The organism is Psychrobacillus sp. PGGUH221 (genome assembly GCF_042055255.1).
Classification (GTDB): domain Bacteria; phylum Bacillota; class Bacilli; order Bacillales_A; family Planococcaceae; genus Psychrobacillus.
The window spans coordinates 25,182-44,716 of sequence record NZ_JAQMHQ010000016.1 but is presented as its reverse complement, the minus strand read 5'-3'; the positions used below and the strand labels follow the sequence as shown (position 1 = coordinate 44,716).

At 32.9% G+C, this 19,535-nt stretch carries 25 protein-coding genes; 6 read left to right on the top strand and 19 right to left on the bottom strand.

What is annotated here, in order from left to right; translation table 11 throughout:
• Window positions 1-547, top strand: a 547-nt coding sequence (locus PGC35_RS21045; protein ID WP_375220569.1) for a tyrosine-type recombinase/integrase, incomplete at its 5' end; no start/stop codon positions are given.
• A 654-nt stretch (window positions 548-1,201) separates the two neighbouring features.
• Here the strand turns inward: PGC35_RS21045 and PGC35_RS21040 are convergent.
• The 10 genes from PGC35_RS21040 to PGC35_RS20995 form a co-directional block, all read right to left on the bottom strand.
• Complete coding sequence (locus PGC35_RS21040; protein WP_375220568.1) at window positions 1,202-2,227, bottom strand: ABC transporter permease; 1,026 nt, start codon at window positions 2,225-2,227, stop codon at window positions 1,202-1,204.
• Between the two features lie 5 nt (window positions 2,228-2,232).
• Window positions 2,233-3,015: an ABC transporter permease subunit gene (locus tag PGC35_RS21035; RefSeq protein WP_375220567.1), complete on the bottom strand. Its 783-nt coding sequence runs from the start codon at window positions 3,013-3,015 to the stop codon at window positions 2,233-2,235.
• Between the two features lie 685 nt (window positions 3,016-3,700).
• The gene (locus tag PGC35_RS21030) at window positions 3,701-4,105 is read right to left on the bottom strand and encodes a hypothetical protein (RefSeq protein ID WP_375220363.1); all 405 of its coding nucleotides are present in this window, start codon (window positions 4,103-4,105) and stop codon (window positions 3,701-3,703) included.
• A 155-nt stretch (window positions 4,106-4,260) separates the two neighbouring features.
• Window positions 4,261-4,605 (bottom strand): DUF6176 family protein, encoded by a 345-nt coding sequence (locus PGC35_RS21025; protein WP_375220566.1) that lies wholly within the window; start codon window positions 4,603-4,605, stop codon window positions 4,261-4,263.
• Between the two features lie 165 nt (window positions 4,606-4,770).
• Window positions 4,771-4,917: a hypothetical protein gene (locus PGC35_RS21020; protein WP_375220565.1), complete on the bottom strand. Its 147-nt coding sequence runs from the start codon at window positions 4,915-4,917 to the stop codon at window positions 4,771-4,773.
• A 68-nt stretch (window positions 4,918-4,985) separates the two neighbouring features.
• Window positions 4,986-5,147 (bottom strand): hypothetical protein, encoded by a 162-nt coding sequence (locus PGC35_RS21015; protein WP_375220564.1) that lies wholly within the window; start codon window positions 5,145-5,147, stop codon window positions 4,986-4,988.
• A gap of 538 nt (window positions 5,148-5,685) precedes the next feature.
• A complete protein-coding gene (locus tag PGC35_RS21010) occupies window positions 5,686-6,540 on the bottom strand; it encodes a hypothetical protein (RefSeq protein ID WP_375220563.1) in 855 nt (284 codons plus the stop codon).
• A 1,098-nt stretch (window positions 6,541-7,638) separates the two neighbouring features.
• Complete coding sequence (locus PGC35_RS21005) at window positions 7,639-7,773, bottom strand: hypothetical protein (RefSeq protein WP_375220562.1); 135 nt, start codon at window positions 7,771-7,773, stop codon at window positions 7,639-7,641.
• A gap of 166 nt (window positions 7,774-7,939) precedes the next feature.
• Window positions 7,940-8,353, bottom strand: a complete 414-nt coding sequence (locus tag PGC35_RS21000; protein WP_375220561.1) for an ASCH domain-containing protein — start codon at window positions 8,351-8,353, stop codon at window positions 7,940-7,942.
• A 322-nt stretch (window positions 8,354-8,675) separates the two neighbouring features.
• A complete protein-coding gene (locus tag PGC35_RS20995; RefSeq protein ID WP_375220560.1) occupies window positions 8,676-8,888 on the bottom strand; it encodes a hypothetical protein in 213 nt (70 codons plus the stop codon).
• A gap of 546 nt (window positions 8,889-9,434) precedes the next feature.
• On the opposite strand from PGC35_RS20995, the gene PGC35_RS20990 reads away from it, so the two are divergent.
• Window positions 9,435-10,049 (top strand): SMI1/KNR4 family protein, encoded by a 615-nt coding sequence (locus tag PGC35_RS20990; RefSeq protein ID WP_375220559.1) that lies wholly within the window; start codon window positions 9,435-9,437, stop codon window positions 10,047-10,049.
• Between the two features lie 351 nt (window positions 10,050-10,400).
• Here PGC35_RS20990 and PGC35_RS20985 read toward each other — a convergent pair whose 3' ends face one another.
• The 5 genes from PGC35_RS20985 to PGC35_RS20965 all read right to left on the bottom strand — a co-directional run bounded on the left by PGC35_RS20985 (window position 10,401) and on the right by PGC35_RS20965 (window position 13,179).
• Entirely contained in the window at window positions 10,401-10,646 is a 246-nt protein-coding gene (locus PGC35_RS20985) for a hypothetical protein (RefSeq protein ID WP_375220558.1), read from the bottom strand.
• A 208-nt stretch (window positions 10,647-10,854) separates the two neighbouring features.
• Entirely contained in the window at window positions 10,855-11,352 is a 498-nt protein-coding gene (locus PGC35_RS20980; protein WP_375220557.1) for a hypothetical protein, read from the bottom strand.
• Window positions 11,353-11,498: 146 nt separating this feature from the next.
• The gene (locus tag PGC35_RS20975; RefSeq protein WP_375220556.1) at window positions 11,499-11,906 is read right to left on the bottom strand and encodes a hypothetical protein; all 408 of its coding nucleotides are present in this window, start codon (window positions 11,904-11,906) and stop codon (window positions 11,499-11,501) included.
• Window positions 11,907-12,036: 130 nt separating this feature from the next.
• Complete coding sequence (locus PGC35_RS20970) at window positions 12,037-12,603, bottom strand: hypothetical protein (RefSeq protein ID WP_375220555.1); 567 nt, start codon at window positions 12,601-12,603, stop codon at window positions 12,037-12,039.
• Window positions 12,604-12,867: 264 nt separating this feature from the next.
• Window positions 12,868-13,179, bottom strand: coding sequence for a DUF3784 domain-containing protein (locus tag PGC35_RS20965; protein WP_375220554.1), 312 nt, complete (start codon window positions 13,177-13,179; stop codon window positions 12,868-12,870).
• A 434-nt stretch (window positions 13,180-13,613) separates the two neighbouring features.
• Between PGC35_RS20965 and PGC35_RS20960 the strand changes: the two genes are divergently transcribed.
• From PGC35_RS20960 to PGC35_RS20950, 3 genes are read left to right on the top strand one after another with little or no spacing between them, the layout of a single operon-like run.
• A complete protein-coding gene (locus tag PGC35_RS20960; RefSeq protein ID WP_375220553.1) occupies window positions 13,614-14,093 on the top strand; it encodes a sigma-70 family RNA polymerase sigma factor in 480 nt (159 codons plus the stop codon).
• Window positions 14,093-15,076 (top strand): anti-sigma factor, encoded by a 984-nt coding sequence (locus PGC35_RS20955; protein ID WP_375220552.1) that lies wholly within the window; start codon window positions 14,093-14,095, stop codon window positions 15,074-15,076. Before PGC35_RS20960 ends, PGC35_RS20955 begins: the two co-directional genes overlap by 1 nt.
• On the top strand, window positions 15,058-15,351 hold the full coding sequence (locus PGC35_RS20950) for a hypothetical protein (RefSeq protein ID WP_375220551.1): 294 nt from the start codon (window positions 15,058-15,060) through the stop codon (window positions 15,349-15,351). Before PGC35_RS20955 ends, PGC35_RS20950 begins: the two co-directional genes overlap by 19 nt.
• A 744-nt stretch (window positions 15,352-16,095) precedes the next feature.
• Here the strand turns inward: PGC35_RS20950 and PGC35_RS20945 are convergent.
• On the bottom strand, window positions 16,096-16,257 hold the full coding sequence (locus tag PGC35_RS20945; protein ID WP_375220550.1) for a hypothetical protein: 162 nt from the start codon (window positions 16,255-16,257) through the stop codon (window positions 16,096-16,098).
• A 166-nt stretch (window positions 16,258-16,423) separates the two neighbouring features.
• Window positions 16,424-16,651 (bottom strand): hypothetical protein, encoded by a 228-nt coding sequence (locus PGC35_RS20940; protein ID WP_375220549.1) that lies wholly within the window; start codon window positions 16,649-16,651, stop codon window positions 16,424-16,426.
• A gap of 258 nt (window positions 16,652-16,909) precedes the next feature.
• Between PGC35_RS20940 and PGC35_RS20935 the strand changes: the two genes are divergently transcribed.
• Window positions 16,910-17,695, top strand: a complete 786-nt coding sequence (locus tag PGC35_RS20935) for a hypothetical protein (RefSeq protein WP_375220548.1) — start codon at window positions 16,910-16,912, stop codon at window positions 17,693-17,695.
• 346 nt (window positions 17,696-18,041) lie between these two features.
• On the opposite strand, the gene PGC35_RS20930 is transcribed toward PGC35_RS20935, so the two are convergent.
• Both PGC35_RS20930 and PGC35_RS20925 read right to left on the bottom strand, forming a co-directional pair.
• Window positions 18,042-18,704 (bottom strand): Type 1 glutamine amidotransferase-like domain-containing protein, encoded by a 663-nt coding sequence (locus PGC35_RS20930; RefSeq protein WP_375220547.1) that lies wholly within the window; start codon window positions 18,702-18,704, stop codon window positions 18,042-18,044.
• A gap of 368 nt (window positions 18,705-19,072) precedes the next feature.
• Window positions 19,073-19,534, bottom strand: coding sequence for an SRPBCC family protein (locus PGC35_RS20925; protein ID WP_375220546.1), 462 nt, complete (start codon window positions 19,532-19,534; stop codon window positions 19,073-19,075).
• Between the last annotated feature and the right edge of the window lies 1 nt (window position 19,535).

Sequence of the window (19,535 nt, the reverse complement as noted above, 5' to 3'; positions counted from 1 at the left end):
AAAAGTAGGTAAACGGATACCCAAGTATTTAACCGAACGAGAGATTGAACATCTTCGTGAATCCTGTCATACCCCAATGGAAAAATCAATTTTTGAATTCATGTTTTCTACTGGTTGTAGAATTGGAGAAATAGTTGCGTTAGAAAAGAACCATATCAATTGGTCCAATCAATCCGCGATCGTTAGAGGAAAAGGCGATAAGGAAAGGGAAGTTTATTTCAATACACGTTGCGACATATGGCTTAAACGCTATATGGAAAGCCGTAATGACCATCATCCTGCTATCTTTGTTACAGCAAGACAGCCACATCAAATGAGTGTCGCCCAAATGCGATACATCATCAAGCGGATCTCCAATCGTGCTGAAATTAATAAAGAGATTCATCCACACCAACTTAGGCACAGCTACGCAACTAATTTGTTGAATAATGGAGCTCCTATTGAAGTCATACAAAGTCTTATGGGGCATGAGAAAAGTGAAACCACCAGGATCTACGCTCAATTGAGTGGGAGGCTAAGGAAAGAGTATTATCAAAAGTACTTTTAAATGTAAAAGTAGCAACGTCTTAAAAGACGTTGCTCTAATTGAATAAAACACCCATTAGTACAATAATTTCAAAAAAAGAGGGTTAATTCCTTTTCTAGAATCAACACTTCTATTTGTTTCATCAGTTTCTTCAAAAACCCTTTTATTCAGGTTCAATTCGATTGAAAATTACCCTATCTTCATTTATTTCTTCATTTTTGGTCGATTTTTCGATTTTCACTCGTTTTTGCGTTAATCCTTCTTTCCTTAACCTTAGGGGAAAATAAAAAATAGCCAAAACCTTGTTATATAAGGGTTTTTACTGTTTTAAGTAAAACTGTTTATTTGCGTTAATGTAATTTAACTCTAATTTTCTTATTCAGCTAAACTGCTCCGTTAGTTGAAGTATATTCCTTCACAAAAATTATTGTTATTTTAATATAAATATCTATTTGAGGTGAAACTTCTTTTATTTGATGTAGGGGAGACAACAGCAATAATACCATTTACAATAAATCAAACTTCCTTTAAAAACCTTTTCAAAAGAAAGACGCCAATATATAGGCGTCTAAGGATAAAGAATATACAAGTCACCACTAATATTGAAAAAACATGCTAACAACTTAGACATAAGAAAGATTACGAGCTCTACTTGTTGCTTTTAACTTAGAAAAATCATTCTGAATTTTTTTTGTTTTTAAGTAACTGAAATGCACTCAGATTTTTAAATTTCACATTTAAGTCTTCATCTACAGTTTTTGCTACCCGCTCAACTGTTAACAAAACATTTTGTAATCCATCTAATATACATTTAGCAGCTAATATTAAAACAGTTAATAGGATAATAGGTATTAACGATATCCATGGATATGAAGTCCATAGGAAACTCCACCACATTCCTAAGGTACCTGCCCATTCACTTGATGGAGAAACAGGTCTAGATATCCCAAATAAATCTTCTTTAAAAGTGATTCCCCCAATAAATACTTTCAATACACCTAAGTGAGCCATGAGAATGAGTGACTGCATAAACTCTTTTATTAAAATTAGATATAACTTTGGAACTAAAAAAGTTCTAATATGCTTTGAAATGATATGCCATGTGCTTGCCCCTAAAGTTCGAGAGCATTCAATAAATTCCATCTTACTTATTAGTTGGACTTCATTTGCAATTAATACTGAATTGAAAGGAATAAAAAAAACAGATAGAACTAAAATATATATTAATACTAATTCCCAAAACGAATAAATACCTTCTTGCATTAATATCGATTCAAAACTTATCCAGTTTAATATTAAAAAAGCAAAAAGGGTAACTGGAAAATAATTAATAGAATCAGCAATGTATTTAATTGGTTTCTTGAATTTTCCTAAGTAAAAATGAATAAGGAATCCAAAAAATATAGAAGGGACAACTCTTATAAGTGTAATAGCAAAAGCTGCAAATATAGTATATTTCGCACCTATAAGCATCACTATTGCAATATTTCTTCCAAAGTTATCAGTACCAAAGGGTGGATAAAGTATTCCACTATACGGTGCTGGTATTGGTTTCCCATTATTATCAAACAATAATGGAGCCGTAGGTATACGATCATGATAAATTATAAAATATAAAATGCTAGCTAACAATAGGCCACTGATTATGATAAATCCAAATAGGAATAGTTTATTTCGAAAAGTTCTCTTCGCTATACTCATTTAATTCACCATTCCAATCTTTGCCCTGTTTTTCTATGAATATATTCAATCAGCGATGTATTAACTATAAAAATAGGCAAATAAATCATAATAAGTGTAAAAGCAATGATTTCAGGTTCTGGATAAGTTATTAAAAACGTGAAAATTCCATTTATATTAAAAAGTTTTTCAAAGATTACCATGGAAGATAACAAAATTATGATGACAGACTTACTTTGCAGAATAATACTTGGAGTAATATTTCTTAAAACATGAATGAAAAATACTTGAGATTTGTTGAAACCTATACTCTTTGCTAATTGTACGTATGATTTCTTCAATTCTTCATTCACCAGGAAAAGAACAACTTTATAAATCATTAAAGATGGGATTAACGTCAAAGCTACTGTTGGTAGTATATAGGATCTATTCTGGGCCGTACCAACAATTGAAAACAATTGGATCCCAGTTTGTTTAAAATAAAATAAAACAGAAAACTGAATTACTATAATTATAAACAAGTCTGGTAACGACTCTAATAGTGAGGCAATTCTTATAATAAATAAGTTAATTTTTTTAGGTAATAATGTAGTTAGATAAGCAACGAAGATACCTAGTACTATTGATAAGAATAATGCAGCAAGAAATATATATGCAGAATATAAGTAGGAATCCCAGAAGTTTGTAAATATAGAATACTCAAATCCTGTTGGTCCTGTGAATTCTATAGTTTGTGGAAGAATTAATGATTTAATGATAAGAAGAACTATGTATATATATGAATTAAAATCCAATTGAAGTCCATTCATAAATACCCCTACAAAGGCACTTAGGAGAATTAAACCAATAACTACGCAAATAAAACGACAAATATTATCCCATATAACACTGATCAGAATCCCCTCATTCCCAATAATAACCATTATGTATACTTACAATTATAAACTAAGAGACAGTATTTTCAACCTACTGATTCAACTTCATAAATTACCTGTTTCGATTCAATCACTGAATATTTACTTGTTAACACAATTTATTAACTGCTTCTTTTAAGTCGACCTTGTTGATACCTTTCCATGCAGCTCAAAATAGTACTGCACCACAGAGAATGAAAGTTTAAAAGGTGTCTATAATAATAGTCCACCGAAACCCATAGACTTATTAATGCACGCTCTCCTCATTATTTAACGATTTAGAAGGAGAAATTTATTTTCATGGTAGCTCAATCTCTGAACCTTATCCTAAGTTCATTCAAAATTTTTATATATGGTTTATTTAACTTGTCATTAACTTTAATTGCTATTGCCTCTTCGATATTTATATCCTTTACAGGCTGATTCCTACCAACCCTTGTTCAACTAACCTGCTACGTTAGTTTAAGTGTAACATTTCACAATGGATCTCCGAAGTCTTCTTGATGTATTGGACATAAAAATAGACCATCGGAAAGATGGTCTTGTTTAACTAAAGCACCCGTTAGTTGAAGAACAAAAACTAATTAATTGGTTCTTCTGTTTCCCTTACAATCATCCATTTTTCGTTAATTAATCTCCAATTTTCAATGGTAAATAATCGTGCTAATACTTCCTCATCTTTTACAATTAGTTGTTCATAAAACACTACAGCATTTAAGTTATTCCTTAGTCGAATAACTCTATTTTCAAACCTCTTATTCGCACCTGAAAAATGTCTAACTGATTGTTCCATACCATTTATAGCTTCTTGTTTGGTGAATATAATCGGTTTTTCATTTCCACTATTAAAAAAAGCAACATAATAATCTTCTGTCATTCTATCTACTGAAGATGTGTCACCTGAACTCATTGCGTGGTTCCAATCACTGATAAATTCATCATGCATTTTGGTAAATTCATTTAAGCAATTTTGTAATTCAAGCATTGTAAAACCTAACTTTTAACTTTTATTTATTGGTCTCTAGTTCGACAGGGATATTCGTTTTTCCTTCTTCTCCTAAACTGCCCCGTTAGCTTAATAAAAATGAGCTGTCTTAACAGCTCATTGCTTTTAAAGTAAGACCATATTACTTTAATATCTTACTTCATAGAATCTCGAACTTTATCAAGAATCATCACTACTTCAGTTTGTAAATCAACTGGTTTATAAGTGTCATCAATACATTCATTCCAATATGCAAGGTGTTGTTTATCAATCCAATGTTCGGATTCATCAACCTCATTTCCACCAGTCCCTTGAACAGAATACCAATATAAATATTCTTCTCCATTTAAAACTTCTCGGAAAATGGTTTCTACGTACATCTTCTCGCCTTCAAGAGTTACTAATACATCTTCCATATGTTCATTTAAGAAGCCTAACCATTCATTAACTTTTTCTTTTTTACCTTGTTTCACTCGAAATCGTGTGCACTCTATATTCACTCTAAAATGTTCCTTCCTATCATTTAATAATCACTATTCTACCACATTTTAACAAATTTGAATTACATCCTTATTCAACTAAACTGCCGCGTTAGTTCAATAAGAAAAAAGGCTTTACTCCTTCTTGAAGTAAAGCACCCGTTAGTTCAATAAGAATTAATGACTTCACCAAATGCTTGAAATCAAGCGAATTAACATTCTTGGTATAAACATTATAATGTTCCAGACCACTTCAAATATTATAGAACCACCAATCTCACCTAAAATTTCTTTAAAAAACCCCATCCTGCTTTTCTTTTTTTTCTTTGCCATCCTACTTCTCCAAATCCCTTAATTTATACCCTCTGTAACTAACCTGCCCCCTTAGTTGAAGAGCCATTTCATTCCTTCTTTTCTTTTCTTTTGCTTGAGATTTTCTTAACAACAGAAAAAGTAATAATTCTCGTTATGATTAATACCCCAATTAATATATAGATAAATCCCTCACCAACAACAATAAAATTACTATCATGAAACTGATAGTCCTCACTTCCATTTTGCATTCATAATCCTCCTTTACACTTATTGAACTAAACTGCTGCGTTAGTTTAAGTGTAACATTTCACAATGAATCACCGAAATCTACATGTTGTTTAGACGTAAAAATAGACCATCAAAATGATGGTCTTGTTTAACTAAAGCACCGTGTTCAATAAGAGAATGTTTTCTCTGTTAGTTCTTTAAAATCATAAACCATATTTAAGAATACTTCTTTTTCTTCTAAATATGGAATGTGATTACTCTTTTCAAATATGAGTTTATTAAACCCGTACTTATTTCTTCAGAAAAAACCAAAGGACATTGGGCGTCAGATCTTCCACAGTAAACGAAAGTAGGGATAGTTATCTGTTTAAGTCCAATATAGGGTTTCCGTAAATACTCCCTATTATATAATTAATCGATGTTATATAATTATTAATTATTAAAAAAGGTAGCATTATCGTGATGTCAATAATAAAATCTTTTCTATATTTTTTGTATAAATTTCAAGGGAATCCTTAAGATACATATTTAAGACACCTCCATTTTGCATGAGAAAAATTAATTTCTCAAAACCTCTCTTGTGAGTTTATTAAATAAATCGGAACCCTCAAGCTTTTTTAATCTGATAAATTCTTCTTCGCCTTCCTTACCCTCTGGAAGATCCCATACACTTCCATAACCAGGAAAAGCCGTTGCAGCCGATTCCATCAGAGTTTTTTTAGATTTTGGGGAAATCAATTCTCCAAGAATACTTTCTAAATTCTTATAGTCTTTTGCTAAAGAGGATTCAATGTTCTCTTTATTCACACGTATAAATTCTAAAATATTGGGAACATGTTTTAGTGCCTTATAATGTAAATTAGATTGATTAAATAAAATTAAATAATATTCAAAAATTAAATCTTCAGCATGTTTAACGTCCTGCTTTGTAAGACACTTTAAGTCGAATCTTACTTGTTTTAGTAGTTTTTCTACAGCATGAAATATTTCTTTGAGTCTTTCTTGTCCTTTTATATAAAAACTTGAAAATTCCTTAAAAATATTAACATCCTGCTGGATTGATGAAATATCAAAAATTGATGAAACTCGATCAATTAATTTAGTACAATTTTTCAAAATATGATCCGGTCTATCTTTTTCATAATACAATTGATCTCTAACTATTCCCATCTTCGCATTAAAAGATGCTACATAATTAGCAACTTCAATCGCTTTTTCCCGCTCAGAAACCTCACCATTTTCTTCTAAAACTATAGCTCCAACGACTTTATTCGAAAACATCCTAAAATAATTAATAAATATATAATTCTTTTCATTTATGAATATTTTATAGGGAAATATTTGCTCTGTTTCATTCCACCTCTTATATTTTTTAGCGGATTTCTTAATAATCGGTGTGATTGTATTAGTCATCTTGTCTTATCCTCCAAAAATATTCTTGTTTTTTTATAATTTATATCTTCCTCTAGATTGTTTTCAATGTACTCCAAAGCACTATTCATTCTATCTACCCAATCCATTTTTCCTCTCCTTCCACTTATTAATTTATAGGAAAAGGTATTTATTTGTCCGACATTTAATGGACAAATATGTCGGATTCTTTCCTTATTATTGACTTAATTCTATTACCTTTGAGAAATTTCCTTCTTTTGCTAACCTGACCCGTTTGTTAAATAAGAAATTCAACAACAAAGACGCCTACATTCCAGATAATCCAGCAATGATAATAAAGGTAGTCCAAAGGATTGAACCTAAAATTAAAAATATGCAAATGATGTTCAATAAAACATTACTCAAATCTTCATTTCCCAACCTAGTTGAAGAATATGAGGATCCCTAAAGAGGGGAAGCATTCTTTATGGGCAAAACAAAAGAGGGAGCACCCCCTCTTTTGTTCATGCTTATTTATTTGCAATTACTTCAAGCAAATCAGCAATCTGAGCAAGCCAATACGCAATGGCTCCCGTAGAGATAACTAAAGCTACTAAAGCTAAAATTTTTGTAAGTTTCGTTCCATTCGTTATTATTTTCTGGTTTCAAAAGAGTGCCTCCATTTTTAAGATGATAATTCAATCTTATCATCTGTCAGGGATATAGGCATAAATAATTCCTTACCACCATAATCAGCCAACATGTTGAGTTTATTACTCATTTCAATAGCCAATTTGCCACCATTTCTCTTTAATTAGTCAGAGTCATTGTTCAACTAACCTGCTGCGTTAGTTTAAGTGAATCCCTTCACAATCATTAGCTATTTTAACATAAGTATCCAAAAAAAAATCACCTCTCAGTTAAACTAGAGAGATGATTTAAAAATTTCTTTATAAATATCAGTAACCGACTTTAATGTAAAGTTACCAACTTTAGTGTTACTGGACACAAAAGCTATATTATTTTTCTCAGACAAATAATGTTTACTTTCAACCACAAACACCAAATTACAAAATAGATTTGTAAAATTGGGAAAGGCATTACCACTTACCCAGAAGTTAATTTGTCCCGGTTCCGTCCTCATTTGAGTGTGATATGACATGTTGAATTTAAAAATTGTTTATTCCAAATATAAGGGTCTTGATTATGCTTAGGCTCATCAAAATGGACAATGATTTTTGGATGATAAACTAAATAACCTGCTGGTATTGACAATTTCCTCTCTCCCTATCAAAACAAACATTGATTTTGTATTTAATTAAACAATAATGTCCCTTTTAATTATTTTTCCTTTTTAATTTCTTGGCATTCAGTTGATGGAAATTAATTTATTCATTTGGTTTTTCATTAAAAATTAGTATGTTTCTCCCAACTTAATCAACTAATTTAAATCGTATTCCCATAAACCCAGTTTTCCTTTTGCTGGTATAAAATTGATTAACATTTCCTTATTGGAAACTTCCCAAACATAGTTCCCTACTCTAAAATCCCCTAATAAATAATCATTACCCGAGACTATACGTCCATCCTCCAATACTACACATCCCTGGGCGTCTTCTGTTACCTTTAAACAATTAATTAGGTTACATACACCAATAATCATACCTTTAGGTAGATTCTCTTTGTTGAATCCGTGTTTACTAAGAAGACACTGAATATTCTCATTATTACAAACACTGTTATCTATCTTTTTACTTGTATGGATTGCTAAAGAACCACGATAGTTAGTTTTCCATGTCCTTGTCTCATATTGAGCTTCATTTAAGATGAAAAGGGTGGCCCAAGGTTGAATCATTGAAAGCACCTTCATTTGAGAAATGCTCCTTTTAAAAATTTTCAACTATAAAATTCCATGTAAAATGATTATTTGTCATAGCCATTTGCTTAAAAATTATAAATGCATTAAAAGCATTATAATTTCTTAGTTGGTTTGTTTGTTATAATATATAATGAAAAAATTGTGACTTTAAGGAGTAATACCATGTTAAAATTCTTATATGAAAATGGCGTTATTCTAGGTTATTCTGCATCTAACTTAGTGCATGCTTAATATATCACCGGCGGGATTAATCAGTTTGTTATTTTCATGAGCTAATTTTATCCCGTTGCATTAGATTTTATACAATATCAACATAAAATTTCATTTGCAGCTTTTTTTTTATTAATCCGCAATTAATAATTTCCCATAGATATAAAGATGATATAGTTCTATATGGTTCCCAAAGAATTGATTTTTGTTGTAATAGGATTTTCTCATCTTCTTCTTGTTCATTATATAGCCATTTTGCAGCACGTTGAAGTCCAATATCGCCGAGATATAAAACATCCATTCTCTTAAGGGAGAATATTCTGCGTGCCTGTCACTCCCCGAAAAATCTGGTTCCACAAATTGCTTCATAAACACAAAGAAGACTACCTCCAATTTAGTAAGTAGTCTTCTTCAGTAATAGTACTTCGATGTAAAGTGCCTTGGGGGCAGATTACTTCATGCCGCTCATTCAGTAGCCACTATTATAGATAAAAACTATCTTTCAAAAAACTTAATTTAACTACATTTACCCCAAAAAAGTTGCATGCTTTTTAATACTTTTTCAATTAATTATTGCCCAGAACTCTGTTAATAAACATCTTATTAATGATGATCTTTTTCTGCTAAAGCACCCGTTACTTTAATAAGAGGTTGGTTTTCATCTATATATTTTTTTAGTTGCGCAATATTTTGAATTTTTATGTTAATATAAGCATTGATATGCTGATAGGATATACACAAACTGACGGAATAAGTTTAGATAGTAGTAACTACTATTAAATTGGAGACAAAATTATTATTATTACGCAGGTTAGTTAAAGAGAAAGGAGAAAGGAGAAATATGAAAATGAACTATTTTGAGGGTTTTAATTTCGACAATTTTTGGGATGAGGGTGAATACGCAAAAAACGAATATACTTCTAATCCACCTACAGCTGAAGTTATCCATAGCATTGAAAACGAATTAGGCTATAAATTGCCTCCGTCATATATCTGGTTAATGAAACAACGGAATGGCGGCATTCCAACAAAAGACTGTCATTCCACAAGCATTCCAACAAGCTGGGCGGAGGACCACATATCTATATCCGGCATTTATGGGATAGGATTTGAAAAAAAATGCTCATTAGGTGGAGAGTTTGGTAGCAAGTTTTGGATTGAAGATTGGGAGTATCCAGAAATAGGAATTGCTATCTGTGATTGCCCTTCGGCTGGCCATGATATGATTTTTCTTGATTATAGAAAATGTGGGCCAAAAGGAGAACCTAGCGTTGTACATGTAGATCAAGAAAACGATTATAATATCACATTTGTAGCTAAAGATTTTGAAAGTTTTATTAAGGGGTTAAAAAATGCAGAAGCTTATGAATCAGATAATACGGATGATAATCAGTTGAACGGATACGAAGTGGAAAGTGTTTGGATTCATCCTGATCTTGATAAAAGATTAAAGGGGGAATAAAACAAAGAAATAAAGAATCTCCCTATACTTTTTATGTTCCAAACAAACAAGTTTTTGACTCAGAAATTGAAATATAATTATCACATTTGTTTTAAACAAACTTAACATATTTTTCTGACTTTCTTCTTAAACTAAACTGCCCCGTTAGTTTAAGTGTAACATTTCACAATGGGTCTCAGAAGTCTAATTGTTGTTCTGTACATAAAAATAGACCATCGAAATGATGGTCATGTTTAACTAAAGCACCCGTTAGCTTAAGTACAATCTTTCACAAACTTATTATCTCTTTGATTTACTGAAATAACTTAAATAAGAAGAAGTGTTTCCTTCTTTGAAAGAAACACCCCATATTTAAATATCTTTAAGAGTTTCCGTCTGTCTTTCACTTTTCCACTTAATATACGTATAAATTAATTGAACTATTAGGGTAACTAGTAAAAGTACCAACAAAAATACGCTAAATTTTGAAGGAATATCCATTACAAACAGTAGAAAAGATAAAAATATAGCAACAGGAATCATCCACAAAGTTCGAATAAACTTCGTTCTATAATTCATTTTCCAATAATTAAATCCACCATCACGACCATTTTTCACTAATTCCACCACCTCTGGTTGTTTCTTCTCCATGAATGTTCGAAGTTCGTTCTTCCACTAATTTTATTATATTAATTTTCCCAAATTTTAAATATTTAAACATCTTTCTTATTAAACTAAACTGCCGCTTTAGTTCATTAATAAAAAAGAGTTGCCTAAGCAACCCTCTGATCTCTACTAAAGCACCCGTTAGTTCAATAAGCGACTATTAGATATTCTTCCCAATAATATCTTCAGGACCCCATACTGCTAGGCTATTATTAGGACACGCTACTACGTCCCATGTCTCAGTTGCTTCTGATACATCTGTTACTAATACACCTACTTGCCAACTCTCGTACTTTTCGTGATGTCCCCAAATGAATAGAACTTCACCTGTTTCAAATGTTAAAAATAAATGGGGACTTTGGTGATGTAGTGATACTTCAATAATTTGTTTCAACCTTAACTCACATAATAATTTAGAAGATTCAATCCAATCGAGTTCAGGCAGGTCCTCTAATGAGGGGATACTTTTCGGCAACGATTTTAATAAAGAAAATTGACTCTCAATATTAATGTAAATCTGCCCTTCAATTCGATTTAAATTATTTTCATTCTCAGAAAGAAGTAACTTTAATCCATAAAAATTAAGCCCTTCTATTTTTACACCATTACATAAAAAATTCAGCACATTTAAAGCAGCAGTTTTTTCAGCTTTATCCATATGGCACCTCCAATTCACACCTGTATCTGCTTATTTATATTATTATCCTTGTTCAACTAACCTGCTGCTTTAGTTTAATAAGAAAATAGAGCCACCTATGTAGCTCAATGCTCTTCAAGTAAAGCACCCGTTAGTTGAAGAAGAACTCATTTTTCAAATCTCACTAACATTTTTTCCGGCATTTTTATCTGTTCAATGTCAAAGTTATTGATTCGAAGAGTTATCTCACCTTCCCGCTTATCAGCTTCTTCTCCGACCCAACAACTATACAGTTCAAAATAATCACCTTTATCAATGTAACTGTCCATAATTTTACAAAGTTCAATTAGTTTCTCTTTTGATTCGGCACACGTTTTTAGGTTCATATATTCCGAAATCTCTATTCCCCAGTCACTTGATACTTCGTAAACAACAGGAGTGGTAAATTGATGTTTTTTCACATCTTGACGGTTATACTTGTTCGAAAAACAATCTCCAATAACAATTAAATCGTCTGACTCTTCATTACTAAGAGGTATTTCTATATTGCATCCAATATAACTTGTTAAACTCATTTCACAAACTCCTTTTCTCGCTATTTTAACATTCAACTTCTTCAAGTAAACTGCTTCGTTAGTTTTGGACGTAAAAATAGACCATCGAAATGATGGTCATGTTCTGCTAAAGCACCCGTTAGTTGAATAATTATTGGTACCCACCATCGGACTCTGGGAGTGATTTATATTCATCCTTGCTTTTAATTATATTAAAGACATAATTTCTTAACTCAATTAGTTGTTTTGCATCGTTCGTTGGTTCGCAGTATTCCCCTGAAATTAAATGTGTTAACGTTTCACCGTTGATAATAATTTTCCACTCATCTTCTCCGTACGGTTGTTGCATACAAACCGTTCCGTTAATAGGTTCTGGTGTAAATTCCTTCGTTTCGGCTATATTAATTTCTGGCATGTTCTCATAAATATCTTTCATTTCTTCTTCTGTTAAGATTAACTCTGTGGTTGCAGTACCATCTGCTATTAAATCCTTAGTCACCGTTCCTTCGAAAGTACTAATTTCATTCTTTTTTTGAACACCGAACTGAATAGAAAAATCAAAATCACTAGGCATATCTTTTGTCATCTTTTTAGTAGGAGAGTTGGTTACATTTTTAGAAATCTCGTTGTTGGATTCATTCTCTTTACCACTTTGTTGACAGCCCAATAACCCTATTGATAAAAATATTAAAGACAAAATTAAGCTAAGTTTCTTCAATACCATCACTCCTTTTATAATTAGACAGAATTTCATAGTTTTCGTTTCAATAAATTTTGTGTTAATTTGTTCAACTAACCTGCTGCGTTAGTTCAATAAGAAAAAAGAGTTGCCTAAGCAATCTATGTTCTATTAAAGCACCCGTTATTGCAATTAGGATTTCCTCAACAGCAAATACATTTTGTTTATGGTCATGCTTGATTATGGGGAATCCGCCATTTTCTTTTACAGAAAGTTAATCCTACTGACAATCATAATGTAATGCTAATTAACCTTCTTCCTATTTAAAATATTTATATAAATTACTAGAGGTATAGTTGATAATGAAATAAAAATTATAAAGAAATAAATAATATATGTCCCAATATATTCTACGGCAAATGGTAACGGGAAAATGACTATTCCTATAATTATCGAATAAATACCCATTACTTTACCTAATTTTTCTTTGTCCCCCTCGAAAGTTTCGTCATTGTATCCAGCTATTAGAAATAATTTTTTCTTTGCCCAAATTAGATACGCAAATAAGAACATTAATAAGCCAACAATACCGCATATTAGAACTGCAACATACATTTTCATCTTCCCCCAAACCAGAAAAATATTGATAATATTCTAATCAAAAGTAATTCACATTGACACTTATTCAACTAACCTGCCGCGTTAGTTCAATATGGCTTTTGTTTTCCGAACTTCGCAATTTTTTTCAATACAAAAATACCACAAATGAACACCATTATCCCTACTATTTTAATCATTACGTTTCTATAAGGTTCGTATAGATTAAATTTTTTCCCCTACCTTGATACCTTTTAATTATCTCAAAATATCAAAACTTATGCATTGGTATCTAGTTCCTTATTCAACTAACCTGCACCTTTAGTAAAATGGTTCACAAAAGGAATAAAAATCCTCCATATTACTTCTAAAGATTTCATTTATAATATATTTTATTTATATTGCAACTTTTTCTGCCTCTAATCCGTGGTTAGAGTGAAAGGTGGGAAGTGATGGATCTCGAACAAATATATGCACTTCATTTCAATGACTTATATCGCTATTTATATTCTCTCTCAAGAAATCATGCCGAAGCAGAAGACTTACTTCAGGAAACCTTCGCAAAGGCACATATTGCATTACTCACCAATGATATCAAGGAAATAAAACCTTGGCTCTTTAAGGTAGGTTATTTTACATACATTGATCATTTCAGAAAAGATAAACGTTATGTAATGACGAATGAATTTTCAATTTCTGATTTAAATAGTCCAGAAAATATAGTAGTTGAAAATGATTCTTACAATGAACTATTACGTTATTTAGATTATATAAGACCGATAGAAAAACAGGCGATTCTATTATGTGATGTGCATGATTGGTCAAATGAGCAAGCCGCAAATATCTTGAATATCAAGTTAAATACCTTAAAGAGTCATTTATCACGTGGAAGAAAAAGGTTACGGGAAATGTTATCACAGGAGGAATCATAATGGATCCATATGAAAAATTAATAAATAATTCGAAGAAGGAAGAACTTCCGCATAGTAACGAAGGCACTAAAAAGATTAAAAGAGCAATCAACTCGTCTAAATGGAAATTGATTCTTTCTACTCTAACAGTCATCCTTCTAATTGTTCCTACCTGCTATATGCTGACTTTTGGATACTATGCTTTTGGAACAAAATCTACTACTTTAATGGACGTCGCAAGTACTACTCTCTATATTACTGAGCCAAATACAACGCTCGAGGAAATGGAATTCGAAATGGACTTCTCTCTTTTTTCGATGGACTTGTCATTTGAACAATATAAACAAATTGGAGATGAGTTTTACCCATCAAAAGACTATGATTTACATTTTGTTCTCAATGACTTAGTAAATAACAAAACAACTTCTAAGCTAGAGAAAATATATCCTCAGTACCCAACACAAACAAACCAATGGATTACTCATCCAAACCAATCCGTTGAATTCAATAGTGATAATGAGTGGCGTGTGTTATCCGGATTGCCGGAGGAAACTGTTGTGGAGGCTTATATCTCATTAGACGATCTTTATCTAGTTCAAGAAGTAGAAGATGAGATGAAAAATGTTGATGTGACTTGGGCAGCAATCTATACAGGAACAGAAGATAAAATGCTTAGTTCCGACGGGGATGTTGTTTCTCCAATTGGTTATCCCGTTCAGCCCGATCAAACTTACTGGTCCCCTTTTCGGGACTCTGAATCCCACGAGGAGACATTTTTGAAAATGTTAAAGGACCTCCAACCGTATGAAGATATAGCTGTACAAGTCTCTTCCCATAAAAATCTCGAACTGGAAGAGCGTATACACTACATCGAGAAAAATGGGTATAAAACGTACGGAGTTGTCGTTACTGGCCCAAAAAGTGAAATTGAATCACTAAGAGAAATGGGTATGGTACGTTATTTGAAGTTAGGAGAGGTTAAATTATGGAATTGGGCTCAATAAAAAAAATTATATTTCCTGGATTAGGATGGCTAAGTGTCATTATGGGGCTCCTATCCTTAGCGATTATCAATGTCTCTCTGCTATCCGGATATGATGTACCGTTAGCAAATACTTTCTCTTCATGGGTATTAATTTCTGCTGTCTTTGGAATTATTTCAGTATTCAACCAAAAAAGTAGAACTTTGGGTTTGTGGGGAATGAGTATAAGTATCTTTATTGGACTGTTTTTTGTAACAATCTTTGGATTAGGCTGGACGATTGTTCCTTTTCCATAAAATTAAAGGCGCGAAGAATTTTACAGCATAAGCTTCTTCGTGCTTTTTTCTTTGAATGTGCTTTCTATTTCAACTAACCTGTTCCTTTAGTTCAATAAAAAAAAGTTGCCTACAACCCATGTTCTTTACTAAAGCACCCGTTAGTGAAAAATAGTTTATTTTCACCATACAAATTTAGATGATATGACCATTAACTTCAGTTGTTCCTGTACAGACACCCATTCGCAAATTGTTATAAATCGTCCAACGAAGAAAATGTTCTTTCGTTCATTTATTTTGCCTCAAAGTTCTAGGTGCCTTACTCACCTACCATACCGTCCTTATTATTATCTTGCATATATGGGTATAACCAATGATCACTCGTTGTATAGTCCTTAAAATATAGGCAAAATAATTTAAAACCTTTTGATTATTGGATTGTATTAGTTTTGCCCATTTTAACTAGGGCAAAACTAATTTATTTTTAGTGTATAGAGATAATAAATTTATTTAATTTTAAGTTAAAAAGATAAGAGCCTTACTACAAATAGGTTGTAGTAAGGCTTGTTAAAGGTGTTTTAAATTCTATTCATCTGCTTAAATAATCCTTGAAAAATGACTAATAAAATTGTTTACCTCTTATTTGAACTAACGCACCCGTTAGTTAAGTAAGTGAAATAAAAAAGATGAATAATTCACATACAATTATAAAGTAAAAGAGTAACAAATTTAGTTTTTTGACTACTAAATTGAAAAAGAGAGATTTTAGTAGTCTACCTTCTCCTTATATTCCACCTCATAAGGTTTATTATCCTCAATAGCTTTCTTAATTAGCTCTTTAATCTCTGCCTCTCCTAGATGATTGACAAAGAAGATAGGAAAATTATCCTCAAACTTTTCAGCATACTGAAGTAGTAATTTATCCATCTCTCTCATTACCTCCTACTCTTATAAAAATTTGGCTCTTAATTTGATATTAGTTATATCGTTTTTATAAAAAAGTTTTAACATTTCTATTGTTCCTTCTACAACTAAAGCACCCGTTAGTTGTAGAAGGAAAAAGGTTAAATCCTGTTAATGTTTCTCTCTTAGTTTATTTCTTTATTTTCATCTTAGGCTTTAAATTTAAGATAAGCTCATACCCAAAAGCTACTAACAATCCAGTCCAAAAAATTACAATGGAAGTAATAGGTTCATTTCCATATATTAGAGAGTAAATATAGTTTAAAAATAATAGCAACATATAGGTGTAAAAACCAAGTATTAGTCCTTTTCTCGCATTAAATGACTCTATTTTAGACATTTTTCTGAAGAACTTCATTTTAACCCTCCACAATATAAATTTACCCTTACTGTTACATTAATGCAGTTACCCTACTATATCTAAACATAATACCATTAATTTACCATGAAACTTGTTATCTTGGACGTAAAAAACAGACCATCAAATGATGGTCTTGTATAACTAAAGCACCCGTTAGTTTAAGTCATTATTTCACAATCTTATTGAGTGAGTAAATAATTAATATATTATACCGATATATTGTTTGAGTAATATATTGGAGGTAAATGGATACATATGAAAAAGAATTTTTTTTTTGCTTTAATAATCCCGGCATTACTTTTATCCACGGTTACAATAACGGAAGCATCAACTAAAGTGATGTGGGGAAAAACCGAATTGGTTAAAGGACAAATCGGTAAGGTGACGGTGTTGAATACAACTCAAGTCTATCAAAATAACAATGATGGCATATTCAAACAAAGCACTAGATCTCTTAGAAAAGGTGAAGAATTTAGAGTCTATAGCTATAAAGGTCAAGATGGTGGTTTTTATGGACTTGGTGGCGGTTTATTCGTGAAGAAATCAACTGTTGTTAAATATGAAACCCCGTCTAAAAGCAAACTTATATTGTTAGAGAACAACACTTTCTCTAACACTCCTAAAGAGGGAAAAAAATATCCCGATGGTTGGGTTGCTCCAGTATTGAAATCAGCTTGGAGTCCGAAACCAGCTACAAATTTTGCAACACTTCAAAACGAACTTGGATTTTATGAAGGCGGTCACTTCTATGGTATTAAAGGAAAATCTCGTAATATCATCGTCAATGGTGATAGTGGAGAAAATGAAGTTACCTTTATATTCTATTCATGGACTGATAGAAACCTTCCAGAGTCCTACCGTATTCCGATTGTAGCCAAAGAACTGTTTAAGCTCTACTTTGGTGCAGATGCAGAACGTGTATGGAATTATTGCAACAACAATGATATTCCAGAGCAGTTCACTGCAAATGGAAGAACCGTTAAAGTATCTTACATTGAGGTAAATGGAAGCGTCTATTTCCAAGTAGGCAAAAAGAAATAAATAGTTAGTTGAATAAACAACAAAGCTAAGATTATTTTTCTCTTAGCTTTTTTTGTATAAAAAAATGCAAAGTCTTTGTTCAACTAACCTGCACCGTTAGTTCAATAAGAAAAAATGCTTTACTCCTTCTTGAAGTAAAGCACCCGTTAGTTTAAGTACATTCACAAGCAGATAACTGACTTTTCGATGAACCACATTAAATGTTTTGGGTGGCACTGGTTAAGTTTACAAGGTAACAAATCAATAAAATTGGTCCACATCGTTCATAAAAATCACTTAGTCAAGTGAAATCAGATCAAATGAATCTCGCCTACGTTTTTTGATTTGTTTTAGAGGAGGAAATATATCAGGGCGAAAACAGTTTCCAATGCCCTTCGGATACAACTTCGACCGATCCATCGATCACTTTGATGGCAGTTTGATCATCCATTACATACGCCCGCCCCTGCATCCCGGCTGCCCATTTCTCTGCAGCATCCATCGTGTTATACGGCAACATCCCCAGGTGCGGAAACATTGCAAAATCGACCAGACCCAGCGTTTCATCACCACCGTTGGGTGGAGTCCAGCCAACAAAAAATTCCCCGATGTTAGGTGCCATCACCATGCTCCCAGCACTCATTCCCACATATACTGCGTTCAGCGAGGGCAAGAGGTCTGCCAGCCCGGATTGCCGCATCCAGTGGCACAGGTAAAGGGCGTCGCCGCCCGCCACCAGCAGGACGTCCGTCTCCCGGACCAGCGGCACCCAGCGGTCTTCGTCGATGCTTGGTAGCGCTGTGAGCTCCAGCACGCCGACGGACTTCCAACCCAGGCCGACAAAGGTATTGTCGGAATTCCCGCTGATGAGTTGCCAAGTTTTAACGCCAGGGCCGACCCAGGGGTGACCATACATCGCGGTGGGGATACAGAGGGCGTTAGACTCGGCAATCGGTTTGTCCAGCATGTCAACCAACGCGTCATGAATGCTTTTGTTATTAATGCCTGCAGATGTAAGTAGAAATTTCATATCTTCACTCCTTATCTTAGTATAGTACTGTCAAAGTTTTCATATTTCTAAGACAGCAATTGTTTGATTTTTCTAACTACACATAACTTACAACACACTTAAAATTCATGTATTTGATGTTTGCAAAAACCAAAAACATAATCTGAAAGGAGACAAGTTATAAGCATGTAGTTTTCATAAACTTTATACACTATCAACTTATATAATATTTTATAATACTCTGAAAACTTAACGCAAACAAGTATAGGAGTTTCTACTTCACCTTTACTCGCCTCCACCAGGAACGGATCTGAATATGACGTAGTACCCAAGTACTGCCAACCCCATCCACTCCCGTATGCCCTCTTGATGGTTAGACAGAGCATTCGTCATTGATTTTTTTCCACTGTTGACTCTTTCATTAACTCTTCGCCCAGTTTGTCAAGCATGATCTTGGTTCCGTGTTCACGCTGAGCAACTGTGTCATGGCCATCGAGGAAGACTCCTTGCTCGGTGTAGATGAGCTGAGTGCCAGTTTCTGCATACTTGAACTCTACAGTTGTCACGGATACCGAAATACGTCTTTCATCAAGATCCATCGTATAGGAATAGACGATGCGCTGATCCGGTACAATCTCCTGATAGCAAGCATCAAAGGTAAAGATGGGCCCTCCTTTGGGACCACCTTGACTGTACTCGCGCCCGCCAACTCGAAAGTTGAATTCGTCAGCTTTCGGAAACCACTTAGCTTTGGCTTCGGGATCGGACCAGGCGATGAACACTCGTTCAGGTGGAGCATTATAGGTCTTTTCAATGACAAAAGTGTCGTGTGTTGCAAAGCGTTTATCCATC